This is a genomic window from Flavobacterium erciyesense, assembly GCF_018069925.1.
GTDB lineage: Bacteria > Bacteroidota > Bacteroidia > Flavobacteriales > Flavobacteriaceae > Flavobacterium > Flavobacterium erciyesense.
This window is the reverse complement of record NZ_JAGPXB010000002.1, coordinates 278,303-302,878: the sequence shown is the minus strand read 5'-3', so window position 1 is coordinate 302,878 and position 24,576 is coordinate 278,303. Positions and strand designations below refer to the sequence as shown.

21 protein-coding genes are annotated in these 24,576 nt (G+C 36.5%); 10 read left to right on the top strand and 11 right to left on the bottom strand.

Translation table 11 applies throughout. From position 1 onward, the window contains the following. Positions 1-82: 82 nt before the first annotated feature. From KBJ98_RS04330 to KBJ98_RS04320, 3 genes are all read right to left on the bottom strand, one after another. Positions 83-664, bottom strand: coding sequence for a LemA family protein (locus KBJ98_RS04330; protein ID WP_210788425.1), 582 nt, complete (start codon positions 662-664; stop codon positions 83-85). Positions 665-719: 55 nt separating this feature from the next. Continuing rightward, positions 720-1,052: a MerR family transcriptional regulator gene (locus KBJ98_RS04325; protein ID WP_166133439.1), complete on the bottom strand. Its 333-nt coding sequence runs from the start codon at positions 1,050-1,052 to the stop codon at positions 720-722. A 158-nt stretch (positions 1,053-1,210) separates the two neighbouring features. Then, entirely contained in the window at positions 1,211-2,188 is a 978-nt protein-coding gene (locus KBJ98_RS04320; RefSeq protein WP_210788424.1) for a M23 family metallopeptidase, read from the bottom strand. A gap of 339 nt (positions 2,189-2,527) precedes the next feature. Here KBJ98_RS04320 and alaS point away from each other — a divergent pair, with 339 nt between their 5' ends. From alaS to KBJ98_RS04300, 4 genes are all read left to right on the top strand, one after another. Then, complete coding sequence (gene alaS / locus KBJ98_RS04315; protein ID WP_210788423.1) at positions 2,528-5,164, top strand: alanine--tRNA ligase; 2,637 nt, start codon at positions 2,528-2,530, stop codon at positions 5,162-5,164. A gap of 115 nt (positions 5,165-5,279) precedes the next feature. Further along, positions 5,280-6,047, top strand: a complete 768-nt coding sequence (locus KBJ98_RS04310) for a hypothetical protein (protein WP_210788422.1) — start codon at positions 5,280-5,282, stop codon at positions 6,045-6,047. Positions 6,048-6,142: 95 nt separating this feature from the next. Continuing rightward, positions 6,143-7,099, top strand: a complete 957-nt coding sequence (locus KBJ98_RS04305) for a GSCFA domain-containing protein (RefSeq protein WP_210788421.1) — start codon at positions 6,143-6,145, stop codon at positions 7,097-7,099. A gap of 2 nt (positions 7,100-7,101) precedes the next feature. Next, on the top strand, positions 7,102-7,722 hold the full coding sequence (locus tag KBJ98_RS04300) for a DUF4230 domain-containing protein (RefSeq protein ID WP_210788420.1): 621 nt from the start codon (positions 7,102-7,104) through the stop codon (positions 7,720-7,722). A 220-nt stretch (positions 7,723-7,942) separates the two neighbouring features. On the opposite strand, the gene KBJ98_RS04295 is transcribed toward KBJ98_RS04300, so the two are convergent. The 6 genes from KBJ98_RS04295 to KBJ98_RS04270 all read right to left on the bottom strand — a co-directional run bounded on the left by KBJ98_RS04295 (position 7,943) and on the right by KBJ98_RS04270 (position 14,381). Further along, positions 7,943-9,700 (bottom strand): aromatic amino acid hydroxylase, encoded by a 1,758-nt coding sequence (locus KBJ98_RS04295; RefSeq protein WP_210788442.1) that lies wholly within the window; start codon positions 9,698-9,700, stop codon positions 7,943-7,945. 219 nt (positions 9,701-9,919) lie between these two features. Then, a complete protein-coding gene (locus KBJ98_RS04290) occupies positions 9,920-11,053 on the bottom strand; it encodes an esterase-like activity of phytase family protein (RefSeq protein WP_225899058.1) in 1,134 nt (377 codons plus the stop codon). A 46-nt stretch (positions 11,054-11,099) separates the two neighbouring features. Further along, positions 11,100-11,498, bottom strand: coding sequence for a group III truncated hemoglobin (locus tag KBJ98_RS04285; RefSeq protein ID WP_210788419.1), 399 nt, complete (start codon positions 11,496-11,498; stop codon positions 11,100-11,102). Positions 11,499-11,558: 60 nt separating this feature from the next. Beyond that, positions 11,559-12,095: a DUF4136 domain-containing protein gene (locus KBJ98_RS04280; protein WP_210788418.1), complete on the bottom strand. Its 537-nt coding sequence runs from the start codon at positions 12,093-12,095 to the stop codon at positions 11,559-11,561. Positions 12,096-12,140: 45 nt separating this feature from the next. Further along, positions 12,141-14,153 (bottom strand): urocanate hydratase, encoded by a 2,013-nt coding sequence (locus tag KBJ98_RS04275; protein WP_210788417.1) that lies wholly within the window; start codon positions 14,151-14,153, stop codon positions 12,141-12,143. 51 nt (positions 14,154-14,204) lie between these two features. Beyond that, a complete protein-coding gene (locus tag KBJ98_RS04270; RefSeq protein ID WP_166133457.1) occupies positions 14,205-14,381 on the bottom strand; it encodes a DUF5522 domain-containing protein in 177 nt (58 codons plus the stop codon). Between the two features lie 93 nt (positions 14,382-14,474). Here KBJ98_RS04270 and KBJ98_RS04265 point away from each other — a divergent pair, with 93 nt between their 5' ends. The 5 genes from KBJ98_RS04265 to hemL all read left to right on the top strand — a co-directional run bounded on the left by KBJ98_RS04265 (position 14,475) and on the right by hemL (position 20,139). Beyond that, positions 14,475-14,804, top strand: coding sequence for a hypothetical protein (locus KBJ98_RS04265; RefSeq protein WP_210788416.1), 330 nt, complete (start codon positions 14,475-14,477; stop codon positions 14,802-14,804). A 308-nt stretch (positions 14,805-15,112) separates the two neighbouring features. Then, positions 15,113-16,951: a T9SS sorting signal type C domain-containing protein gene (locus KBJ98_RS04260; protein WP_210788415.1), complete on the top strand. Its 1,839-nt coding sequence runs from the start codon at positions 15,113-15,115 to the stop codon at positions 16,949-16,951. Positions 16,952-17,042: 91 nt separating this feature from the next. Beyond that, positions 17,043-17,939: a 1-aminocyclopropane-1-carboxylate deaminase/D-cysteine desulfhydrase gene (locus KBJ98_RS04255; RefSeq protein ID WP_210788414.1), complete on the top strand. Its 897-nt coding sequence runs from the start codon at positions 17,043-17,045 to the stop codon at positions 17,937-17,939. Beyond that, positions 17,932-18,822, top strand: coding sequence for a glucosaminidase domain-containing protein (locus KBJ98_RS04250; RefSeq protein ID WP_210788413.1), 891 nt, complete (start codon positions 17,932-17,934; stop codon positions 18,820-18,822). Before KBJ98_RS04255 ends, KBJ98_RS04250 begins: the two co-directional genes overlap by 8 nt. A gap of 30 nt (positions 18,823-18,852) precedes the next feature. Continuing rightward, positions 18,853-20,139, top strand: a complete 1,287-nt coding sequence (gene hemL, locus KBJ98_RS04245; RefSeq protein WP_210788412.1) for a glutamate-1-semialdehyde 2,1-aminomutase — start codon at positions 18,853-18,855, stop codon at positions 20,137-20,139. A gap of 72 nt (positions 20,140-20,211) precedes the next feature. On the opposite strand, the gene KBJ98_RS04240 is transcribed toward hemL, so the two are convergent. Further along, a complete protein-coding gene (locus KBJ98_RS04240) occupies positions 20,212-20,676 on the bottom strand; it encodes a hypothetical protein (RefSeq protein ID WP_210788411.1) in 465 nt (154 codons plus the stop codon). 403 nt (positions 20,677-21,079) lie between these two features. Here KBJ98_RS04240 and KBJ98_RS04235 point away from each other — a divergent pair, with 403 nt between their 5' ends. Continuing rightward, on the top strand, positions 21,080-22,618 hold the full coding sequence (locus tag KBJ98_RS04235) for a DUF4394 domain-containing protein (protein WP_225899057.1): 1,539 nt from the start codon (positions 21,080-21,082) through the stop codon (positions 22,616-22,618). Positions 22,619-22,803: 185 nt separating this feature from the next. Here the strand turns inward: KBJ98_RS04235 and lysS are convergent, their stop codons facing one another. Continuing rightward, positions 22,804-24,513, bottom strand: a complete 1,710-nt coding sequence (lysS, locus tag KBJ98_RS04230; RefSeq protein ID WP_166133475.1) for a lysine--tRNA ligase — start codon at positions 24,511-24,513, stop codon at positions 22,804-22,806. Positions 24,514-24,576 lie beyond the last annotated feature (63 nt).

Here is a 24,576-nt window from a genome sequence, read left to right as displayed (position 1 = left end):
AAGAAAGGGATTGAATTACAAATAACGATTTTTAACTGCAAGATTGCAATCAAAAATCGTTATTCAAAATTAAAAATAGGATTTAGAATTTTACTTCAACAGGTTTTTCAGCACCTGCAACAGCTTTAAAGGCAGCTTTTTCTTTGTAGTCAGATAGAAACAATTTTCTAGGATTTTTCAAAACATAATTGTTATACACTTCTACTGATTCGTTGAAACGAGTTCTAGCTGTTAAAATTTGATTTTCGGTACTAGCCAATTCATCTTGCAATTTCATGAAGTTAGAATTTGCTTTCAATTCAGGGTAGCGTTCTACAGAAACCAATAATCTAGATAATGAGCTACTCACACCGCTTTGCGCTGAGTTAAAAGCTGCTAATTGTTCTGGGCTTACGTTAGCTGGGTCAATTGTTACAGAAGTAGCTTTGGCACGAGCTTCAATAACCGCTGTTAGTGTTTCTTTTTCAAAATCAGCGGCACCTTTTACCGTATTTACCAAGTTGCCAATTAAATCATTTCGTCTTTGGTACGAAGTCTCCACGTTACCCCATTCTTTTTTAACTGCTTGATCAACTACAACAGCTCCGTTAGTTACGTTAATGTAGTACATAATAGCAAGTACAACTAATCCTCCAATGATAATCCAAGGCAAAAATCTTCTCATGTTTGTTTAATTTAATGTTTATTTGTTTTAATTGTTTGGTACTCCTAGCGTCACGCTAAAGTTCGTTTTTAATATTAGTTAATTGATTTCTAATTGCTTCTAGTTTTTTTATAATTTCGAATTTATCCAAGGTTTTCTTTTGACCTTCCTTCAAATGAATTTTTGCTCCTTCAAGCGTAAAACCTCTTTCTTTTACCAAATGATAAATCAATTGCAAATTGGTAATGTCTTCAGGCGTAAACATTCTGTTGCCCTTTGCATTTTTCTTGGGTTTTAAAATATCAAATTCACTGTCCCAAAACCGAATAAGCGATGCATTTACATCAAACGCTTTGGCCACTTCGCCAATGCTGTAGTATCGTTTGTCTTTTGGTAAATCAATTTGCATTTTTATTTATTTTCTAATTTTTTGTTTTACTTAATTTTCACTCAATGAGACTCAACTTTTCACTTCTCACTCCTCACAATTCACATCTCACGATTCACTTTTCACTTTTCACAACTCACAATTCACAACTCACAATTCACAACTCACAATTCACTCTTTTAATCCAACGACTGATTCTCTTGATTTGCCAACTGCGCAATAACCACATATTCAACCGCCGAAATATTTCCGTAATAAAAATTAAGCGGGTTCACTACTTTATTATCCTTATGAACTTCGTAATGCAAATGTGGCGCTTCTGAACGTCCTGTGCTGCCAACATATCCTATAACATCGCCTCTTTTCACACGTTGCCCGGCTCTAGTGTTGTATTTGCTCAAATGTGCGTATAAGGTTTCATATCCAAATCCGTGCCGAATTACAATATGATTACCGTAACCCGAGGCAGTATTATCTGCTTTTGCCACAACTCCATCGCCAGTGGCGTAAATGGGAGTGCCTGATTTTGCTGTAAAATCCATTCCTTCATGCATTTTTCGCGCTTTCGTAAAAGGATCTGTTCGATACCCGAAACCAGATGCCATGTGTTTTAAATTCTCGTTTCGCACCGGTTGAATGGCAGGAATGGCTGACAAAAAATCACTTTTCGCATCGGCAAGCTTCAAAATGACATCCAAAGATTTTGATTGTATGGCAAGTTGTTTACTCAAAACATCTACTTTTTTGGTAGTTGATTTTACCAACTCCGAATTGTCAAAGCCGGCAAGCAATTGGTAACGATTGTTATCCTTAAAACCCGCTTTTCTGATCGAATCCGGAATTGCAGCTTTGTTAAAATACACGCGGTACAAATTATTATCTCTATCCTCAATTGCTTCAACAACATCACTCATTTCATCCAAGCGTTCGTTCAAAATAGCATAATTTAGTTTCAAATTTTCAATTTCGCGAGCTTGCAAACGGTCTTTTGGCGTTTCAAAATAAGGAGTGTTCAACAATACAATAAAACTCAAAAAACCAAACAAAGCTGCAGCAACTACAAAAAGTAATGCAACACCTATTTTTTGCCTTTTTTTGGTTTTTATTTTTCTATAGGCTAGATTTTCAGAATCGTAATAATATTTTACTTTCGACATATTTTAAAATACCCTATTTTTGCGCTTTGTAAAGGGTTAGTCGAACAAATTTAAGAAATGTTTCATTCGATACCGCCTTTTTTCAGGAATTAATAATACAATGTGCCCAATCCAGCTATCCGCTGCAAGGTTGTTTCATGAAATTGTTTTTTCTATTGCCCTTGCAGGAGCTTCCGTTGGTCGCTCTGCCAGTACAAGAAAAAATAAATTTCATTTCACAACGCTTTTCGCTACTATCTGGGGCAAAAGGAGCAAAAAGATTTAATGATTAAAAAATTGAAAAATTCAATTCTAAATAATCTTTAAACTGTTAAATCTTTAAATTTTTAAATTAAAAAAATGACATCACAACAAGTACGTAAGCAGTTTTTAGAGTTTTTCGCATCCAAAGGGCATTTAATTGTGCCTTCGGCGCCTATCGTTTTAAAAGACGATCCTACCTTGATGTTCAATAACTCAGGAATGGCTCAGTTTAAAGAGTTTTTTTTAGGAAACGGAACTCCAAAAAGCAACCGAATTGCCGATACTCAAAAATGTCTGCGCGTTTCAGGAAAACACAATGACTTGGAAGATGTAGGTTTTGATACTTACCACCACACCATGTTCGAAATGTTAGGAAACTGGTCTTTTGGTGATTATTTCAAAAAAGAAGCCATCAATTGGGCTTGGCAACTTTTAACAGAAGTGTACAAAATTCCGAAAGAAAATTTATACGTTTCTGTTTTTGAAGGAAGCAAAGAAGACAATGTGCCTTTTGACCAAGAAGCTTGGGATATCTGGAAAACATTAATTGATGAAGACCGAATCATTCTTGGAAACAAGAAAGACAACTTTTGGGAAATGGGAGATCAAGGACCATGTGGACCATGCTCTGAGATACACGTTGATTTGCGTACCGATGCTGAAAAAGCTTTAGTGTCAGGAAAAAGTTTGGTGAATAATGATCATCCACAAGTTGTTGAAATCTGGAATAATGTATTCATGGAGTTTAACCGTAAAGCCGATGGATCACTGGAGAAACTTCCAGCACAGCACGTAGATACCGGAATGGGATTTGAGCGTTTGTGTATGGCATTACAAGGAAAAACTTCTAATTATGATACAGATGTTTTTACTCCGCTTATTGAGAAAGTAGAACAAATTACAGGATTTAAATATACATCTGATGAAGTGAAAAACATTTCAGAGGAACAGAATAAAACTAATATTGCCATTCGTGTTATTGTAGATCATGTGCGTGCCGTAGCGTTTGCAATTGCTGACGGACAATTACCGTCAAACACAGGAGCTGGTTATGTAATTCGTAGAATTTTGCGTCGTGCAATTCGTTACGGATTTACATTTTTAGATACCAAAGAACCTTTTATCAATAAATTAGTTGCTGTTTTAGCAGACCAAATGGGAGAGTTTTTCCCAGAGATTAAAGCACAACAACAATTGGTTACCAATGTAATTCGCGAGGAAGAAGCGTCGTTTTTACGAACTTTAGATCAAGGATTACAATTGTTAGACAAAGTGGTTGCAGAAACTTCAGGAAATGAAGTTTCAGGAGCAAAAGCTTTTGAATTGTACGATACTTTTGGTTTTCCAAAAGATTTAACGGCTCTGATTTTAAAAGAAAAAGGAATGTCTTTCAACGAAGCTGAATTTGATGCTTCTATGCAAGAGCAAAAAAATCGTTCGCGTGCTGCATCTGAAGTTTCAACCGAAGATTGGACCGTGTTGATTCCTGGAAATGTAGAGACGTTTGTGGGTTACGACCAAACAGAAAACGAAGTAAAAATCACTCGTATTCGTAAAGTAGATTCTAAAAAAGATGGTGTTTTATATCAAATTGTTTTAGACAATACGCCATTTTATCCAGAAGGTGGAGGACAAGTAGGTGATAAAGGAACATTGGTTTCGGCAAACCAAACGATTGATATCATTGATACGAAAAAGGAAAATAATCTGATTTTACATTTTGCAAAACAGCTTCCAGAAAATATCGAAGCTAGATTTGTAGCAAAAGTAAATACGGATTTAAGAACGTCAACTTCTAAAAACCACTCGGCTACACACTTGATGCATTTGGCATTGAGAAGTCTTTTAGGAACGCACGTAGAGCAAAAAGGTTCGTTAGTAAATCCAAACTATTTGCGTTTTGACTTTTCGCACTTCTCTAAAGTTTCAGATGAGGAATTACGTCAAGTAGAGGCAAGTGTGAATGCTCAAATTGAAGCACAATTACAATTGGTAGAACACCGTAATATTCCAATTCAAGAAGCATTAAACAAAGGTGCAATGGCTTTGTTTGGAGAAAAATATGGCGATTCAGTTCGAATGATTGAATTTGGCGAAAGCAAAGAACTTTGTGGTGGAATTCACGTAAAAAACACCGCCGAAATCTGGCATTTCAAAATTATTTCCGAAGGTGCAGTAGCAGCAGGAATTCGTCGTATTGAGGCAATAACAGGTGATGCGGTTAAAAATTTCTACCAAAATCAAGAGAATACTTTGGCAGAAATCAAAGAAACTTTGAAAAATCCACAAGATGTTTTAAAATCGGTAGCTTCATTGCAAGACGATAATGCGAAGCTGAAAAAACAGATTGAGCAATTGTTAAAAGAGAAAATCGACGGATTAAAGAATATTTTGGTTGCTGATTTTCAAGAGGTAAACGGTATTAACTTTTTGGCAAAACAAGTTGATTTATCAATGAGTTCTACCAAAGATTTGGCGCAAGCTATTGGAACTACTAAACCAAATTCATTCGTGTTTTTGGCTTCAATCGAAGAAGGTTTGCCAAATATTCATTGCTATATTTCTAAAGAATTAGTTGCAGAAAAAGGCTTGAATGCTGGAACTGTCATTAGAGAATTAGGAAAATTAATTGATGGAAATGGTGGTGGACAACCGTTTTTTGCTTCTGGAAAAGGGAAAAATCCAAACGGAATCCAACAAGCATTAGAACAAGCGATTGCCTTCGTAAAATAAGACAAAGAGCTAAAATTTTAGAATGTGAGCTATTTTGCGTAACTTTGTCATCATGTAGCGCTGTATTTAAAGTAGTTACTTAATTTTTTACCTGCAGTCGCAACTTTTATATACAATGAAAAAAATAAAAATAGTACAACTTATTAGTTTGTTAGTGTTACTTTTTGCCTCTTGCAGTCAAGATAAAAACGGCAGTACTAAACTAGTAAGTAAAATTGTTGAGACAAGTGCTGATGGTAAGACGGTGACCACTACTTTTTCTTATAAGGGAGATCATTTGGTAAGTACTAACAGTGAGTTGATGCGTGTTGATTACACTTATGATGATAGCTTGATTTCGCAAATTAAAAAAACGGATAAGAAAACCAATAAAATTGCGGCATTTAAATATACCTACGTGAAAGGTAAATTATCTGAAGTTGAATCGTCTGACAGACTGATAGTGCGTTATCAACATAATCCTGATGGAACAATTGCCTACGAAGGCTTTCAACTTGAAAATCAAAAAGAAAAACGTTTGTACTCAGGAGTCCTAACTGTGAAAACTTCGAATATTCTCACTGACAAGAAAAATTTTGTTGTTGATGGAAACGGAGCAAAATCCACAACATCGATTTCATACGATTACGACCAAGCAAAAAATCCTTGGAACGCTATTGCAGGATTTACTAATTTGTTAGACCATACTTCGGTTATTTCTGCCAACAACGGCATTATGATGGTTGTTGAAAACGCGACTCTTTTTGCAGACGAAAGTGTTACATCTTCGGCTAAAATGTACCATTGTACTATGAAATATGATGAAGACAATTATCTTATTGAACAAATTTTTGAAGATGCGCCTGATGGTCGAGGATACGTAAAAGCCACCTATTTTTATTAAGATAAAATTTTTTTAAAAGCCCTTTTCGATTCATTAGAAAAGGGCTTTTTTTGTACCCTAAATACAAAAGCAATACAAGTTTAATTTTTTTTTTTATGCAGTTTACAACACCAATTCCCATTCCTAAGAATGAATTTCTTATTGATTACACCTCTAAAATCATCTCAATAGGTTCCTGTTTTGCTGTAAATATGGCTGAAAAATTAGACTATTATAAATTTCAAAATAGCTGTAATCCATTTGGAATTCTCTTTCATCCACTAGCAATTGAAAAACTTATCGAGTATGCTGTTTCTAAAAAGGAATTTACTGATAACGATGTCTTTTTTTACAACGAACGCTGGCATTGTTTTGATGCGCATTCTGATTTGAGTACCTCAAATAAAGACGAATTATTGGCTACGCTAAATGCAATTCTTGTGTCCGTGCAACAATACATCAAGCAAGCAAGCCATTGCATTATCACTTACGGAACTTCGTGGGTGTATCGCAACATTGAAAGCCAAGAAATTGTTGCAAATTGTCATAAAGTACCGCAAAAACAATTTCAGAAAGAATTACTTACTGTTACTACAATACAAGAAAGTATCACCAATACAGTCAATTTAATTCGTACTCTAAACCCTCAATGCAAGCTTATTTTTACAGTTTCACCAGTACGACACATCAAAGACGGTTTTGTTGAAAACCAAAGGAGCAAAGCCAATTTAATTTCTGCTTTGCATACTGTTTTGCAAGTTCCCCCTTCGGGGGCGGAGGGGGCTTATTTCCCTTCGTATGAAATCATGATGGATGAATTGCGTGATTATCGTTTTTATGCCGATGATATGTTGCATCCGAATCAAACAGCCATTAATTACATCTGGAAACGATTTGCAGATGCGGTCATTTCCGAAAAAGCTTGGTCAACTATGGATGAGGTAGAAAGTCTCCAAAAAAGCCTTGCGCACAAGCCATTCAACCCCGAATCAGAAAGTCATTTGAAATTTCAAGCCAAAGTCAGAGAAAAAATAACTATATTAGAATCTCAATACTCATTCATGAAATTTTAATTATGCTTAAAAGAATATTAATCGGAATCGCAGCAGCTCTAATCATATTTTTGCTATTTAAATTCTGCGACTTCAAGAAAAACGAGGATCAAGATATTACGTATAACACCAATCTTATTCAGCAACAAATTTTAAATGTGGGCAAATTGGTGGTTACCGAAGGGCATTTTTCTGAGGTAATTACTTATAAAAACCAACAGAAATATTTGATGGACATGCTTTCTTTTGAGAAAAAAGCCTTGGTTGTGGTTAATGCTGATGTTACCGTGGCCTACGATTTGCACCTTATGAAATACGATATTGATTCCATTAACAAAATCATTACGATTGTTCAAATTCCAAAGGAAGAAATAAAAATCAGTCCCGATATTCAATTTTATGATGTCGAACAAAGTAAGTTAAATCCTTTCACGGGCGACGATTACAATAAAATCAACAAGTCAGTAAAAGCTAATTTGGCCAAGAAAATTGAAAAATCGTCATTAAAAACCAACGCACAAAACCGATTAATTAGTGAGTTATCCAAGTTATTGATTACCACAAGTCAGTTGGGCTGGACACTGAAATATGAAGGTCAAGTAATTGAAACCGAAAAAGACTTCGGGCAAAAAATCAAAATGTAAAGCAAAGAAAACCCGCAAATTCGCAAATTTTTAGAATAATTTAAAATCTGCGAATCTGCGGTTAAATTTTTATTAAATTGTTTTCTTCCACAAAATTCAGCTCTATCTTGTTTGATATAAATCTGCGAATTTGCGGTTAAATTTTTATTAAACTGTTTTCTCCCACAAAATTGATCTCTATCTTATTTGATATAAATCTACGAATTTGCGGTTCATAACTTTAAGCTTTCGTTTTGTCAAAAATCAAGTCTAAGCCACCAGCAATCAAATGAGCTACTTCGGGTCTTTTACTTCGCAATTGTTCTAGATATACCATGATTTCCTGAGCCAGTTGCGGTTCATTTCTTTCCTGCAACAATTCCGTGATTTCAACAGCTAGTAACCAATCGTTAGGATGGTTATTTTGTAACTTTTCAAAAATGGGAGCCAATAATGTTTGTGTATCTTTTGTAACTCTAATATTTCGAACGGTTTGGTACAAAACTTCCAAATCATCGCGCTCAGCAGATTGTTTGGCTTTAATAGTTTTGCTCGATGGCAAATGCGTAATCAAATCAAAACTGTTCACATCAGCAGGTCCTGAAAATGCCGAAGTTATCTTTTTCCCAACTGCCATGTCATAAACTCCCCATTCTGGTTGAAACAATACTCTCTCGCCATGCGTAACCGTACAGTTTTTAAAACGAATCAAAGTAATTTCGCCCTGTAGGTTTCTAGAGCCAGTAATAATTTCACCTGTAACTTTGATACCACCTTCAAAATCTAAAGTAACTGTTTTCGATTCTAAAATATCGTAAGCATTCAAGTCTTTTGGACTCATATCTTCAATAGCCAAGTTGATGCCTTCTAATTTTCCAATTGGGCTACCAAAACCTTCCGGATGCGTTAAGGTGCCGTGTCCTACCAATTCTTTTTCGCGGTAAGCCAATGCCGTTTTCCCCGTTGTTTGTAGGTAAATCGGTTTTCCATCGTGCTCAATAACTGAACTGAAAACACCTGAAATCTGTAATCCGGTACTCAATTCAACCGTGCCCAATGCTTTCGAATCAATAAGTTTTTTAATCCCCGACAAGCCGCCAGTTCGCAACGCCATTTTATTGGCAAATTCTTCTAAAACCAAATTCAAATACGCAAAAGTTGGTGTTACATACAATTGTGGTTGCAGTTTAGTAATGTCAAAACTTTGGTTCGCTGCCGAGATATCGTAAGGTATTTTTTTTACCGCTGGAGTCATGCAGTGTGCACTTTCGCCAATTGAGGAGAGTAATCCTGCGCCGTAAATTTTCGGGTCCTCTACAGTTCCAATTAAGCCGTATTCCACAGTCCACCAATGTAGGTTTCTAATTTGAGCCATTTCTGAGAGTTCTCCCATATTATTTTGCAAATCTTCAACCGCTTTTTCAGCAGCAGCAATCGTGGCCTCAGGCGTACCTTCGGCTTCTTTTACAATTGATAAGTAACGAATTGCCTCATACATTTCGTAATCTTTGTGCGATGAAATCGCTTTGCAACCAATTTCACCAAATCGACGCAAATATTCAGCATATTCCGGATTAGCAATAATAGGCGCATGTCCGGCACCTTCGTGAATAATATCTGGTGCTGGAGTATATTCAATGTGTTCAAGTTGTCTGATATCTGATGCAATAACCAATACGTTATACGCTTGGAATTCCATAAAGGCATTTGGCGGAATAAAACCATCAACTGCAACCGCAGCCCAGCCTATTTCGCTCAAAATACGGTTCATTCCGTACATACTCGGAATATTGTCAATTTCAATTCCTGTCTTCTGCAAACCGTCTAGGTACGAATTGTGGGCTACCTTCGATAAATACGCCACATTTTTTCGCATCACATAACGCCAAACCGCTTGGTTAATGGGCGTGTAATCGCTATAATCCTGAGGTTTAATAAATTGTCGTAAGTGCTTTGGCAATCGATCTAATAACGGATTGCTTTCTATAGTTGAGTTCATGTCGAAAACGTTGTAGTTCAGCTGCAAAAATACGAATTTCAGGAGCCATTTCCCGCTTTTCATGGCAAGTTTTTGCACATCCGTTTGTTTTTCTACAGTTTCGGCAGGAGCTTCCGTTGGTCGCTCTGCCGCAACAAGAAAAATCAAAACGGCTTTTGCAAAAAGCTTTCTATTTCAATCGGGGCTAGGGGTGTATTGCAAAAAAGTCGCCTCGATTTATTACTCGATCACTTCAAATAACAAAAATTGCGTTTTTTGTTTCTCTGAAAAATTATTGTCAGATACCAACACTAGCGATCTGTTGCCATTTTCAAGTCGAGGGCCAAAGGTAATTCCCTCAATATTGTCTATAAAAATCCCGAGTTCATCCAGATTCAAAATCAATTTTTTCGATGCCAGTTGAATGTTTGCTAACAATGATTGGCTGTTTTTTACGTCCGTCGCATTTTTTAAATCACACAAAAAGATTTTTACCGTACAAGCTTGCGTACCTGTAGAGTAGGAGCGTTCTACCACCAAAAGCTGATTTTTCCCGTAATATTGAATGGCCGAAATACCGTTAACAGCAAAGGAACCTGCCGGTGATGGCGCTTTCGCAATCGGTTCTAAACGGTAGCCGAATTGCGCTATATTCTGATTTTTTTGGGTGTCAAATTGGTATAGCCTGATCAAACCTCCGGAGTTTAAATTCGACTGTGGACCGTCTTCAAACAAAGGTTCTTCTAAATTGGCATAGCAGTTTTTGTAATCAAAATCGAAAGTTAAACCTTCTAGCGTGCCATTGTTTCTTGGCCCTTTTTCAATTTCCTGCATCTGTAAATTTTCAGGGAGTTTCATTTCGGTCACATAGGTTCCTTTTGTGTCCATGATGGTCAAGGCAGGATTTTGCAACACTTTTTTCCCAGAGCTTAACACGCGAGCGCCTTCACTAATCCAAAGCAAACTTTTAGTTTTTGCATTGTAACGCAAGTCTTCGGGATCAGTTGATAGGTTGGGTGTCGTTTCCCAATTGGCAAAAGATTCTCCTTTTTCGTTTTGCAAACGATAGGTATTTTTAAAAGCGACCTCACTAATCGCGTTATTTGTAATCGCGATGGAAGCAGTGTAAAAACGAGCTTCTTGGTAAATCGAGCGATCGTCGCAAGCTAAATAATACAAGTCGTTCTTAGCATCGTAATCAATTCCAGATAAACCGCCTACCCTTGTATTTTGGAAAATAGTGTTAAATGGAATTTCAATTTGATTCAAGAAACGCAGTTGTGGTGCTTTTTCTGCTGCCAAACTTGCTTTGTTTGTAGCGCAGGCAAAAAATAAAAAGGAACTAAGTAAGGCGAATATGGAGTTACGCATCATTATTTTGTAGGGTTTGAAAGCTTTTGAACTGGAAAGTTAATTGGTTTTAGTCTTTGTTTTGTTGCTGTTCTAAGTTTCTGAAATAATCAATTTTATAATGAAACATATCGGCCATTCCTTTGGCTCTGTATTTGGCTTCATCAACCAGCGGTCCCGCAAATTGCGCATCAGCATTTTCAGTAAACAGTTGCATCCAACGGTTAAAATGTTCTTTGCCAATAGGTAAATGCTTGTGTGGCGGAAACGGACTGCCAGAATACGAGTGTACTTCGAGTAGTATTGTTTCCCAAAAACCGTACATTTTTTCTAAGTGTTCGGGCCATCTGTCGCCTATTTTAGCATTGAAGATAGGTCCTATCATATCGTCTGTTTGAACTTTGGCATAAAAGGAATTAACCAAAATCTTAATATCATCCAATGTTTGTATATCGTGTAGTGTAGTCATAATAAAGTATAAAAAAAGCCTACACAAAAGTAGACTTTTCATTTCAATTCAATAGTGATCTTATTTCGCTTTTGGCGGAAACTGAGCTAGAATTTGGTTCACAAATTCGCTAATTCTTTTTTCTTTATTACCGCGATTCTGGGTGATATTACCGATTCCTTCTCCTTGCCAAATTAATTCTTTCTTTTTAGCATCTATTAAATCAATAAACAAAGTGCCTTCAACGCTAGAAGACGCAAAGGTGTTGTTGCCGCCCCATAAAAATGGATTCCAACCCCAACCCCAGCCGTAACCCCAACCCATGTTGAATTGGTTAACGTCGATTCTTTCTCTTTCTTTTGTAAAAATGTTGACTAACAAATCAGGATTTTCGCTTTTAGTCATTCCTTTTGCGCTAAGCTCGACGTCAATTGCGTTTAAAATTCGTTTTTTGTCTAGTTGCGAAATTTCGACTTTATCAATTCCGTTTTTATGGAATGCATATGTCTTGTACTGTGAAAAATCAACTTTCGAATCAAAGTCAGATTGCACCCGAACAGAGGCGCAGGAAGCCAATACAAAAACGAATAGTACAGAGAGTAATTTAATTGTTTTCATGGTATTTCAGTTTGATATTAATGGGACTTATTTTATGTTCTTACTTTAATTGCTTAGCAAATCATCGCTAACTTCATTAGGGATGGTCACTTGCAGCAAAGGTTGCGCAGCCATTGCTCGTTTGATTGCAAAAATTGCGCCTTCGTTGCGCGCCCAACTGCGTCTAGAAATTCCGTTATTCACATCCCAGAAAAGCATTGATTCTAAACGTTTTGATGCCTCTTTAGTGCCATCAAGAACCATACCAAAACCACCGTTAATTACCTCGCCCCAGCCTACGCCTCCGCCATTATGAATAGATACCCAAGTTGCTCCACGAAAACTGTCTCCAATTACGTTTTGAATGGCCATATCGGCTGTAAATCGGGAGCCATCATAAATGTTTGATGTTTCTCTGTAAGGCGAATCGGTCCCGGAAACGTCGTGGTGATCGCGTCCTAAAATTACAGGTCCTATTTCGCCACGGGCAATAGCTTGATTGAATGCTTCTGCAATTTTTATTCTTCCTTCGGCATCAGCATAAAGTATTCGGGCTTGTGACCCCACAACTAACTGATTTTCTTGAGCGCCTTTTATCCATTGAATGTTATCTGCCATTTGTTGCTGTATTTCTTCAGGTGAATTTTTTATCATGTCTTCAAGAACATCACAAGCAATTGTATCGGTTTTTGCTAAATCTTCTGAATTTCCTGAGGCGCAAACCCAACGGAATGGACCAAATCCATAATCAAAACACATTGGTCCCATAATATCTTGTACATAGCTGTTGTATTTAAAATCTATATGGTTTTCTGCAAAAACATCGGCTCCAGCTCGAGAGGCTTCTAATAAAAACGCATTTCCATAATCAAAAAAATAGGTTCCTTTTTCGGTGTGTTTGTTAATGGCTGCTGCATGACGACGTAATGTTTTTTGAACTTCTTCCTTAAATTTAGCAGGATTATTTGCCATTAAATCGTTAGATTCTTCGAAAGTATAGCCTATTGGATAATAACCTCCAGCCCACGGATTGTGCAATGAAGTTTGATCAGAACCCAGATCGATGTGCAAATTTTCTTGGTCAAATCGTTCCCAAACATCAACGACATTTCCGAGATAGGCGATTGAAATGACTTCCTGATTTTTTAGAGCGTTTTTAACTCTTGGTACTAATTCGTCAATGTTTTCAATCACTTCATTAATCCAACCTTGAGAATGACGAATATGTGTAATTTTTGGATTAACTTCGGCGCAAACCGTTACGCATCCAGCAATATTTCCGGCTTTTGGTTGTGCGCCACTCATTCCGCCTAATCCAGAAGTTACGAATAAACCGCCTTTTGGGGATTTTTTTATTTTTCTGAATCCGTTTAAAACCGTGATCGTAGTTCCGTGAACAATTCCTTGCGGACCAATGTACATGTAACTTCCCGCTGTCATTTGACCGTATTGTGACACTCCTAAGGCATTCATTTTTTCCCAATCATCAGGTTTGGAATAATTTGGAATCATCATTCCGTTCGTAACAACCACCCTCGGCGCCTCTTTGTGCGAAGGAAACAATCCCATTGGATGCCCAGAATACATGCTGAGTGTTTGCTCGTCGGTAATTTCGGCTAGGTATTTCATGGTAAGCAAGTACTGCGCCCAATTTTGAAATACAGCGCCATTGCCGCCGTAAGTAATTAATTCGTGCGGATGTTGCGCAACAGCATGATCCAAATTATTTTGAATCATTAACATGATCGCTTTTGCTTGCGTACTTTTTCCGGGATATTCGTTTATTGGTCGGGCATAAATTTCGTAATCCGGTCGAAAACGATACATGTAAATACGACCGAAAATTTCTAGTTCAGCTTTAAATTCTGGAAGTAGTTCGGCGTGATGCTGTGGCTCAAAGTAACGTAAGGCATTTTTGAGCGCCAGTATTTTTTCGTCATCAGATAAAATGTCTTTTCGTTTGGGTGCATGATTAATTGCTGTAGGCGCAGTTGGATCAGCAAATCGAGTACTGTCATACGATTTAAGCTGTGGTAAAACTGCTGGTATTCCTTGAAGTATTTGTTCTTGAAAAGTCATTTTTTGATGTGTTTTTTTTCGTTTTTACCTTAATTTTTGACTGCAAACCGCTTACTTTTTCACTGTTCCCGTTTTTTTATTAAACCCGTACGGACAATGTCTGCAGCCATTTTTACAGCAATAACCGCGTTTTAAATGGTGTTTTTCGGTAAAGCATTTGTATCCTTCTGGAGTATAATAGAAATCTTCGCCCTCTGTCAATTTATTTTCATTACTTTGGCTTGTCATAGTGTAATTTGAATTTATTGGGTCTTATTTTGCTGCTAATTCGAGCTTTTAAATTGGCACAGACCCATTACAAACTTATAAATTTTAAAGTGAATGTTTTTGATTGTGGCCAAATATTTAATTCCTAAAGGATACCGCAGCATCACTCTTTTTCCGTTTATCATTTTTAACGATAAAAGTGAGAAACATGATTTTGTGTTGGTACAGCATGAAAAAATACATCTGCGACAGCAATTAGAGCTTTTAATTATTCCTTTTTTTTTGTGGTACGCTATTGAATTTTGTTGGCATTTAATCAAACTGAAAAAATGGCAACTCGCTTACCGCGCTATTAGTTTTGAGCGTGAGGCGTATTCACACGAGCGCGACTTCTTGTTTTTAGAAAAGCGACCTCTTTTTAATTTCTTCCGTTTTTTAAGTTAGTGTAGTTCTATTTATTGGTAAAATCAACTTAAATAAAAGTCTTTTTAAGAAAAATGAAATAATTGTTTTCAATAGCAAATTCGATTGTTTCAAGTTTTTTCTTTTTTAAATTGTAATTTATAAGAAAAAGAATATATTTTAATATAAACAATGTATTTAATCGATTTTTTATACTTTTTATCGGTTTTTTTAATCTTTTCTAACTGTTTTTTTTTGTAGCTTTGTCACGTTGCAGAACAGAAAGATTTAATTCAAATCAATGCAACTAATTTAAGAGGAACTAGAGTCATAAATTAATTGTAGCAATTATGAAAGCAAAATTACTCAAGAGAGCGGCCGTTTTAGTGATGGTTCTTTTTCAATTTCAAGTTTATGCGCAAATGTATGTGAGTCCAAATAGTTTTGTGTTTGCCAAAAATCAAGTGGTTTTTGTAAAACAACAAGTCGAGCTTAACGCAGCAACAAGTAATCTGTACTTACGAGATAATGCGCATTTGGTGCAAGGAAGTACTGCCGGAAGTGCTAATAAAGGCTTGGGTAGTTTATCTGTTTTTCAAGAAGGGACAACAAATAACTTTCAATTCAATTATTGGTGTTCACCAGTTGGAGGAGCAAGTGCAACTGCTGGAAATTCACCTTTTGGTATTTCACAATTAAAAGATGTGACGGGTTTGATTAGTTCTACTGATGCTGTCATTTTACCTATGAATAATTACAATGGCCAAGCAAATCCGTTATCAATTGCTCCCTATTGGATTTACAAATTAGCTGGGACATCCAATTATGCAAATTGGGTTTCAGTTGGTGCAGCATCAAACATCAATGCAGGTGAAGGCTTTACGATGAAGGGAACTGCGGGAACCAATACAACAACTGTATATGGAGTTCCTAACAATTCAGGAAGCAAACAGCGATATGATTTTAGAGGAAAGCCAAATGATGGAACTATTCAAATTCCAGTAGCAGCTTTGCAATTTACCTTAACAGGAAATCCTTATCCTTCTGCGATTGATTTGTCAGCTTTTTTGACACAACAACTAAATACTACTGGTATTGCCTATTTTTGGGAGCATGATAAAACAGTATCTTCTCATTACATTGCTGATTACAAAGGCGGTTACGGAGCTTTTTCGCCTGCAGGTGGTGTTGGTGCAGGAGTTTATGTGCCAGCTACTTTTTATTCGTATGATGGCTCAGGTAACCCAAGCACAGTTGGTACTACAGGTGGATTGTTTGAAAGACGATTTTCGCCAGTTGGGCAAGGTTTTATGATCAGAGGTGCGGCAAGTGGTACGGTTGAAATGAAAAATAGTTATCGAGTTTATGTAAAAGAAGGTGCGGCAAACAACTCTCAATTTGAAAGAGTTCAATCTAAAAAAGATAAATCTGTTGATCCAAATATTGCATTTTTATCACGAGTACAGTCTGTTTCTGGTTTTGATTATAAGACAGTAAGTGTAGCAGTAACACCTCAAATTAGAATCAACGCTTTGTTAAATAATCAAGGAATCCGCCAACTGGCATTGGCTTTTATGCCTGAAGCTACAGACGGTGTTGATCGCGCTATGGATGCCTTGTCTTCCAGTGATAGCGCAGCTGCCGATATGTTTATCGCACTTAATAATGCAGAATATATTATAAATGTTACCAATTTTGACATTGATAAAAAAATTGCTGTTGGTTTTAAAAATGATAAGCCCGCGAATTACAAAATTACCGTAAAAGATATTATGAATTTAGATGCAGTTAACGCTGTTTACTTACACGATAAGGTAAGTGATGTTTATTACGATATCAAAAATAACTTTCATGAGTTAGATCTACCGGCAGGAAAAAACACAACGCAATTTGAAATTACGTTCCGTAAAAATACCACATTAGGAATTGATGAATTGAAGGCTGAAAACTTTATTGTTTATCACAATAACAACTCAAAAAGCGTGGTAATCGAAAATCCAGAATCACTAGATTTGAGCTATTGCGGCATTTATGATATAGCTGGAAAATTATTGTTTTCTAAAAAAGATATTGGTTCAAATGTAAAATATGAGTTCCCTACAAATGGTTTGGCAGATGGGATATATATCGTTAAGTTGAACTCAGCAGATAACAAAACAGTTGGAAAAAAAATTATTGTAAAAAATTAAGTTAGTGGATTTGGTTACTTAAAAGGTGCAACTCGCGAGGGTTGCACTTTTTATTGTTTAATAGTTTTACCTTTGTCGTAAATTTAGAACATTGAATCAAATCTTGCCGCAGCTTTTTTCTAATAATTGTACTATTGCCATTAAGCGAGAGGACTTATTGCATCCTTTTGTTTCAGGCAATAAATTCAGGAAACTAAAATACAATTTGCAGCAAGCTAAAAAAGAGCAGCACCATACATTACTCACTTTTGGAGGTGCTTTTTCAAATCATATTGCCGCAATAGCGTATGCAGGTAAAGCGAATGGATTTAAGACTATTGGTGTGATTCGTGGTGAAGAACTCATTGATAAAATATCCGATAATCCTACCTTGCTTTTTGCACAAGAGTGTGGCATGCAATTTCACTTTGTGACTCGTTCACAATATCGAGAAAAGGAAAATCCTGCATTTTTAGAGGATTTACAATCGCAATTTGGTTGGTTTTATACCATACCAGAAGGAGGAACAAATGCACTAGCAATTAAAGGATGTCAAGAAGTTTTAACCCAAGATGATGTCGAGTACGATTTTATATGCTGTGCTGTAGGTACTGGTGGTACAATATCTGGAATCATTGCTAGTACGAAACCTTCTCAAAAAGTTTTAGGATTTCCTGCTTTAAAAGGTGATTTTTTAAGCAATGAAATTCGTAATTTTGTAAATCAAGACAATTGGGAGTTGATTACAGAGTACCATTTTGGGGGCTATGGTAAAGTGAATTTAGAGCTTGTGAAATTCATCAATGAGTTTTATTCAAAATTTAAAATTCCGCTAGATCCAATTTACACAGGAAAAACCGTGTATGGGGTTTTTGACTTGATTGAAAAGAATTACTTTCCTGAAAATTCTAAAATATTGATTGTGCACAGTGGCGGTTTACAAGGTATTGCAGGCATGAATTTAAAATTAAAAAACAAACAGTTACCAACGATAGATGTCCATGTTTAAAAAAATAATACTTCTTTTTGTCTTAATATTATTGGGTTCTTGTAACAGTACAAAGCCCATTATTACGACAAAAAAACCGGTTTCAAATACAAAAGCAACTCCTACTAGGATGATTAAAAAAAATCCTGTTTCGACCGTTGCCAAAACGAAGCCAATTCCGAAAAAAGTAACCTCTACAAGTACTAAAAAAACCCAAACAGAAACAATTGTTTCTACCTCAAAAACGGTGGTTACCTCTGATGTGATTGTACTGTACGTGGCAAAATTTAAGGATATCGCCATGAATAACATGAAATCTTATGGTATTCCTGCCAGCATTATTTTGGCGCAAGGAATACTAGAATCAGGCGCCGGAAAAGGAGATTTGGCCTTCAATGCCAATAATCATTTTGGTATAAAATGCCATGTAGGATGGACCGGTGACAGTGTTAAACACGATGATGATGCTTCGCAAGAATGTTTTCGCAAATACGAAAGCCCATCAGAATCGTTTCGAGATCATGCTTTATTTTTAACAACTAGAAATCGGTATGCCAAGTTGTTCTTATTGCCAAAAGGCGATTACAAAGCGTGGGCACATGGATTGCGGGCTGCGGGTTATGCCACTGATCCTAAATACCCAGACAAACTTATTTCGTATATAGACCGATACCAATTGCATCAATACGACAATCAAGTATTAGATATTAATTACATACCATCAAAAGAAACGGTGGTGCTAGCGCAAAATAATGAGCTAAATGAGGCCGAATATGTGGTGCAAAAAGGAGATACTTTGTATTCGATTTCTAAAAAATTTGCATTAAAAGTAGAAGAATTGAAAGAAAAAAATAAGTTATCAGACAATAGCCTTTCTATAGGACAACGTCTGGTTGTGAAATAAATCACTAATACTAATTCTCAAAATAATACAATGTTATATCAAAGAAGTAGTCAGCTTTTTGCTGAAGCAGAAAAAGTAATTCCTGGAGGAGTAAACTCGCCAGTTCGTGCCTTTAGGGCAGTAGGAGGAACTCCTATTTTTGTAAAAAGTGCCAAGGGAGCCTATTTGTATGATGAAGATGGTAATCGTTTAATTGATTACATCAATTCTTGGGGTCCGATGATTTTGGGTCATGCCTATGAACCAGTTGTACAAGCAGTAATTGAAAAAGCAAAGTTGGGTACCTCATTCGGAATGCCCACTGCTTTAGAGACTGAGATTGCAGCATTAGCCGTTAAAATGGTGCCTAATATTGATAAAATTCGATTTGTCAATTCAGGTACTGAGGCGTGTATGAGTGCAATTCGTTTAGCTCGAGGATTTACTAAAAAAGACAAAATAGTAAAATTTGCAGGTTGTTATCACGGTCATTCTGACTCGTTTTTAATTCAAGCGGGTAGTGGAGCAATTACTTTTGGTTCGCCAAATAGTCCAGGTGTTACCGCGGGTACTGCGAAAGATACCTTACTAGCCAAATACAATGATTTAGAGAATGTAAAAGCATTAATCGAGGCAAATAAGGGCGAAATTGCCGCTATTATTGTAGAGCCTGTAGCAGGAAACATGGGATGTATCCCGCCTCAAAAAGGATTTCTTGAAGGTTTGCGTAGCCTTTGTACAGAAAACGGAATTCTATTAATTTTTGATGAGGTTATGACCGGTTTTCGTTTGGCAGCAGGCGGTGTTCAAGAATTAGTGCAAGTAAATGCAGACATTGTTTGTTTTGGGAAAGTAATTGGTGGAGGTTTACCAGTAGGTGCTTTTGCAGCACGTGAGGAAATCATGAATTATTTAGCACCACTTGGTCCTGTTTATCAAGCAGGAACCTTGTCTGGAAATCCTTTGGCAATGGCAGCAGGATTGGCTATGTTGCAAGCATTAGATCAAGATAGAAGCATCTTTACCAGATTAGCAGAGAAAACGGCTTATTTGGCTGCTGGAATAGCACGTGTGCTCGAGGCGAACCAAGTAACGTTTACAATTAATACTATTGGTTCAATGATATCGGTTCATTTTGATGCTGAACCAGTTGTTGATTTTCAAACGGCTGCTAAAGGAGATAATGAAACGTTCAAGAAATTCTTTCACGGTTTGTTACAAGAAGGGATTTATATTGCGCCTTCAGCCTATGAAACGTGGTTTATCACTGATGCTTTAACGTATGAGGATTTAGATTTTACAATTGAAGCCATAGATAGAGTGTCTAAAACTTTTTAGTTCCTTATCATTTAAAAGTAAAAGCCCAAAATGAAATTTCATTTTGGGCTTTTTTATTTTTTAATACCAATTTTATTTATTGGTATTAGTTTTACTTGCTTTGCGTTTTTTGTGCATGGCAAGGCGGTCATGCATGCGATCGGTTTTATTTTCTTTCATAGTTTCCCACTTTTTAAACTGCTCATTAGAAAGTATTTTTTTCATTCGTGCTTTCATTGCAATTTGATCGTCTAGCATTTGATTTTTTATTGCAAAACGTTCATCAGCAGTTAGTTTTTTAGCATTTTCTGCTTGTTTTTCTTTTCGGTTAGCCAATGTAACCTCTCTTTTGTTGCTCTGCTCGTTTAGAACAGTTCGAATTTCTTTTTGTTGCGCTGTTGACAAATCAAGGTCTAAAGTCATTTTTTTTAAATGCAACTCTTGTCTTTGTTCTTTTGTTAATGGATTCTCTCTCAAATTTCTCCGGCCTTCCATTTTTTCTTGTGCATTACCCGCAATTCCTAATAGTAATACCACCGCAATTAGTACTTTTTTCATTGTGTTTTGTTTTTTGGATTAATACTATTAAGATGGCTTTGAAAGCTAATAGTTTAATCCTTAACATAAGTTTATCGTTTAGTACACAAGTTTTTGTGTTTTGCATCAAGTGTTTTTTGTACAATAATTTATGTTATAACAATTTGATTTACAAGAATAAAATACTTTATGTTTTAAAATTTACAGCTTGTTATTTATACAAGGGGCTAGTGATTTCAAGTCCCAAAAAAAGTATTTCAACATTTTTTTTGTAAATGAAATAGGAACGGGAAAAGCCAGCAAAATAGGGTCTTTTTGATTTTTAGAACTGAAAATCATCATGTTTTTTAATTTTTTTTCATAGGAATAGGAAACCGGATTTAAAAATCTTTCGTACATCCATGTATAACTAAATAAACAAACAATGAAAAACAATCAACAAAACTTAGGTTTAGCTTCCATATTTGGACTAGCTATTTTATCACTTTTTACGGTTTCATGTAATGATGATGACGTAAAGGAAATGGAAACTCCTGTTACACCACCTGTTGTGGTAGCACCGGATGTTAATTTTACTGCTTTGGCTAGTAACAATACTATCTTAACGTACAATGCACGTAATTTAAATACTGCAACGTCAACCACAGCTATTATTGGTCTGCCAATGTCAGAAAATATTGTGAGTATTGATTACAGACCAGCAACTGGTCAATTATACGGTTTAGGTTCTTCAAGCAGACTGTATGTGATTAATGAAAAAAGTGGACAAGCAACTGCGCTTGGAGCTGCAGCTTTCTCTCCGCTATTAGCAGGAGGAAACGCATCAATTGATTTTAACCCAACGGTTGATAGAATTCGTTTAGTAACTGATTCAGGTCAAAATTTAAGATTACACCCTGAATTGGGAACAGTTGCAGCAACTGATGGTACCATAAATGGTGGTGGTTCTGCTAAAATTGGGGCTGTTGGATATACAAATAGTATGGCAGGAGCATCTTCTACTTTATTGTATGATATTGACTTCGAACAAGATAAATTATATATTCAAAATCCACCAAATAACGGAGCTTTGCAATTAGTGGGTGACCTAGGCGTGAATTTTGAAGGAACTGGTGATATGGATATTTTGGCAGATAATTCTACTGCATTAGCGGTAACAAATAGTAACAATGTATCTACATTATTTACAGTTAGCCTTTTGACTGGTAAAGCAGAGAATGTTGGTAAATTTACTGCATCAGTAATTAGTATTGCATTCAAAACGAATCCAATAGCCTATGCGACAACAGCAGGAAATATGTTAGTTCGTTTCAATCCAACAAACGGTACTAACAATAACGTTGCACTTACAGGACTTGCTTCAGGCGAAAGTGTAGTAGGAATCGATTTTAGACCTGCAACAGGTGCATTGTTTGCTATTACAAACCAAAGTAGATTATTTACAATCAATACAGCAAGTGGTGCTATGACTGTCGTTGGTACAGGGTTAGCGACTCCATTGTCTGGTACTTCTTTTGGATTTGATTTTAATCCAACGGTAGATAGAATTCGTCTAGTGAGTAACACGGGTCAAAACTTGCGTTTACACCCAGACTTAGGAACCATAGTATTTACAGATGGTAACTTGAATCCAGGAACTCCATTTGTGAATGCTGCAGCATACACTAATAATTTTGCAGGCGCTACAACAACGGTATTATTTGTACTTGATTCTCAAACTGATACGATGTTCCGTCAAGATCCACCAAATAATGGAACATTAGTTTCTATTGGAAGTTTAGGTGTTAATATTGATGCGGATAGCGGATTTGATATTGGAGGAACAAGCGGAAGTGCTTTTGCTCTACTAAAAGTTAACGGTGTAACAGGTATTTACAGTTTGAACACTACTACAGGAGCTGCAACAAAAGTAGCAGATCTTAATATACAAGCTACTGCAATGGCCGTAGGTTTAGGGTTTTAATAGTTAGATTGTTTTTTGCTTTAGCAAGCCAATTCTGGGAAGGATTGGCTTGCTTGTTTTTGAAGATTGAAGCTAAAACGCAATTTTCTTACGTTTAAGTTAACAAAAAAATGCCCCAAATAGTTTTGCTATTCGGGGCATTTTGTTATTCAAAAACCAGATTTTTCTATTCTTCTCAAATCAGCTTATTCTTTCAATCGACAAGCTTTCACATCGCCATCAACTACAACTTCGGTCATTCCTAATGACGACAGGTTTTTCATGGCTTTATCCCATTTTTTACCGCTAAGTCCTGCATTGTTCTTTAATAAACCAAACTCCATTTGATTGTTATTTGCTTGCAAAAGTGTTACAATTAACTTTTCGTCTTCTTCAAGTTCAATTTTAACTTGTTTTTTCTCAGGACGCATTTGCGGAAACAACAGTACCTCTTGAATTGATGAATTATTAGTTAAAAACATCATCAAACGGTCCATTCCAATTCCCAATCCAGAGGTAGGTGGCATACCATATTCCAAAGCTCTCAAGAAATCTTCATCTATTGTACCGTTCGCTTCGTCATCACCTTTTTCTGCCAAACGCATTTGATCTTCAAAACGTTCTCTTTGATCAATTGGGTCATTCAATTCTGAGTAGGCATTGGCTACTTCTTTTCCGCAAACCATTAATTCAAAACGTTCTGTAAGTTCTGGATTGTCGCGATGTTGCTTGCAAAGTGGCGACATTTCCTTTGGGTAATCCGTAATAAAAGTTGGCTGAATGTAATTTCCTTCGCATTTAGCGCCAAAAATTTCATCAATAAGTTTCCCTTTCCCCATCGTTTTATCAACGTCAATTCCCATGCCTCTCGCTGCTTCAAACAATTCTGCTTCTGTTTTACCAGAAATATCAAAACCAGTAAAGTGTTTGATAGAATCCGTCATCGTAACGCGTGCATAAGGCGCTTTAAAATTGACTTTATGTTCTCCAAAAGTAGCTTCGCTAGTACCATTTACACTTACAGCGCAATGTTCTAGTAAGTTTTCGGTAAATTTCATCATCCAGTTGTAGTCTTTGTAGGCTACATATATTTCCATAGCGGTAAATTCTGGGTTGTGCGTGCGGTCCATTCCTTCATTTCTAAAGTTTTTAGAAAACTCATACACCCCATCAAATCCACCAACAATTAATCTTTTTAAGTACAATTCGTTCGCAATTCGCATGTATAACGGAATGTCTAATGAATTGTGATGCGTAATAAATGGCCTTGCAGCGGCTCCTCCAGGAATTGGTTGCAAAACTGGAGTTTCAACTTCAAGATATCCTGCATTATTAAAAAAAGAACGCATGGCGTTAAACAACTTGGTACGTTTGATAAACGTTTCTTTAACGTGATCGTTTACCGTTAAATCAACATAACGACGGCGGTATCTTTGCTCAGGATCGGCAAATGCATCGTAGGTTTTACCATCGGCATCTGTTTTTACAACAGGAAGTGGCTTCAACGCTTTAGCAAGCACCGTTAATCCGTAAACATGAACAGATATTTCACCAACTTGAGTCTTGAAAACCGTTCCGCGTACACCTATAAAATCACCAATGTCCAAGAGTTTTTTGAACACTACATTGTACATTGTTTTTTCCTCGTCGTTCGACACATCATCTCTCGAAATATATACTTGAATACGGCCTTCGGCGTCTTTCAATTCAGCAAATGAGGCCTTTCCCATGATACGTTTTCCCATCAAACGTCCTGCTAAAACCACTTCTTTTCCTTCATACTTTTCGAAATCGGCAAGGATTTCGCTAGAATATGCGGTGGTGATAAATTCGGCTGCTGGGTAAGGCTCAATGCCTAAATTACGTAATTCGGTTAGTGCTTCTCTGCGTAATATTTCTTGTTCGGATAATGCCATTTTATGCTGATTTTAAGAGCGCAAAGATACTATATAAGTTTTTAAATCTAAAGCTTAAAATAC

What these genes read in the sequence shown, in the direction of transcription:
- KBJ98_RS04295 (WP_210788442.1), bottom strand. Translation starts at nt 9,700, where the DNA reads ATGAACTCAACTATAGAAAGCAATCCGTTATTAGATCGATTGCCAAAG.
- KBJ98_RS04235 (WP_225899057.1), top strand. Translation starts at nt 21,080, where the DNA reads ATGAAAAACAATCAACAAAACTTAGGTTTAGCTTCCATATTTGGACTA.
- KBJ98_RS04310 (WP_210788422.1), top strand. Translation starts at nt 5,280, where the DNA reads ATGAAAAAAATAAAAATAGTACAACTTATTAGTTTGTTAGTGTTACTT.
- KBJ98_RS04305 (WP_210788421.1), top strand. Translation starts at nt 6,143, where the DNA reads ATGCAGTTTACAACACCAATTCCCATTCCTAAGAATGAATTTCTTATT.
- hemL (WP_210788412.1), top strand. Translation starts at nt 18,853, where the DNA reads ATGTTATATCAAAGAAGTAGTCAGCTTTTTGCTGAAGCAGAAAAAGTA.
- KBJ98_RS04250 (WP_210788413.1), top strand. Translation starts at nt 17,932, where the DNA reads ATGTTTAAAAAAATAATACTTCTTTTTGTCTTAATATTATTGGGTTCT.
- KBJ98_RS04320 (WP_210788424.1), bottom strand. Translation starts at nt 2,188, where the DNA reads ATGTCGAAAGTAAAATATTATTACGATTCTGAAAATCTAGCCTATAGA.
- KBJ98_RS04280 (WP_210788418.1), bottom strand. Translation starts at nt 12,095, where the DNA reads ATGAAAACAATTAAATTACTCTCTGTACTATTCGTTTTTGTATTGGCT.
- alaS (WP_210788423.1), top strand. Translation starts at nt 2,528, where the DNA reads ATGACATCACAACAAGTACGTAAGCAGTTTTTAGAGTTTTTCGCATCC.
- KBJ98_RS04290 (WP_225899058.1), bottom strand. Translation starts at nt 11,053, where the DNA reads ATGATGCGTAACTCCATATTCGCCTTACTTAGTTCCTTTTTATTTTTT.
- KBJ98_RS04275 (WP_210788417.1), bottom strand. Translation starts at nt 14,153, where the DNA reads ATGACTTTTCAAGAACAAATACTTCAAGGAATACCAGCAGTTTTACCA.
- KBJ98_RS04240 (WP_210788411.1), bottom strand. Translation starts at nt 20,676, where the DNA reads ATGAAAAAAGTACTAATTGCGGTGGTATTACTATTAGGAATTGCGGGT.
- KBJ98_RS04330 (WP_210788425.1), bottom strand. Translation starts at nt 664, where the DNA reads ATGAGAAGATTTTTGCCTTGGATTATCATTGGAGGATTAGTTGTACTT.
- KBJ98_RS04285 (WP_210788419.1), bottom strand. Translation starts at nt 11,498, where the DNA reads ATGACTACACTACACGATATACAAACATTGGATGATATTAAGATTTTG.
- lysS (WP_166133475.1), bottom strand. Translation starts at nt 24,513, where the DNA reads ATGGCATTATCCGAACAAGAAATATTACGCAGAGAAGCACTAACCGAA.
- KBJ98_RS04270 (WP_166133457.1), bottom strand. Translation starts at nt 14,381, where the DNA reads ATGACAAGCCAAAGTAATGAAAATAAATTGACAGAGGGCGAAGATTTC.
- KBJ98_RS04260 (WP_210788415.1), top strand. Translation starts at nt 15,113, where the DNA reads ATGAAAGCAAAATTACTCAAGAGAGCGGCCGTTTTAGTGATGGTTCTT.
- KBJ98_RS04265 (WP_210788416.1), top strand. Translation starts at nt 14,475, where the DNA reads ATGTTTTTGATTGTGGCCAAATATTTAATTCCTAAAGGATACCGCAGC.
- KBJ98_RS04300 (WP_210788420.1), top strand. Translation starts at nt 7,102, where the DNA reads ATGCTTAAAAGAATATTAATCGGAATCGCAGCAGCTCTAATCATATTT.
- KBJ98_RS04325 (WP_166133439.1), bottom strand. Translation starts at nt 1,052, where the DNA reads ATGCAAATTGATTTACCAAAAGACAAACGATACTACAGCATTGGCGAA.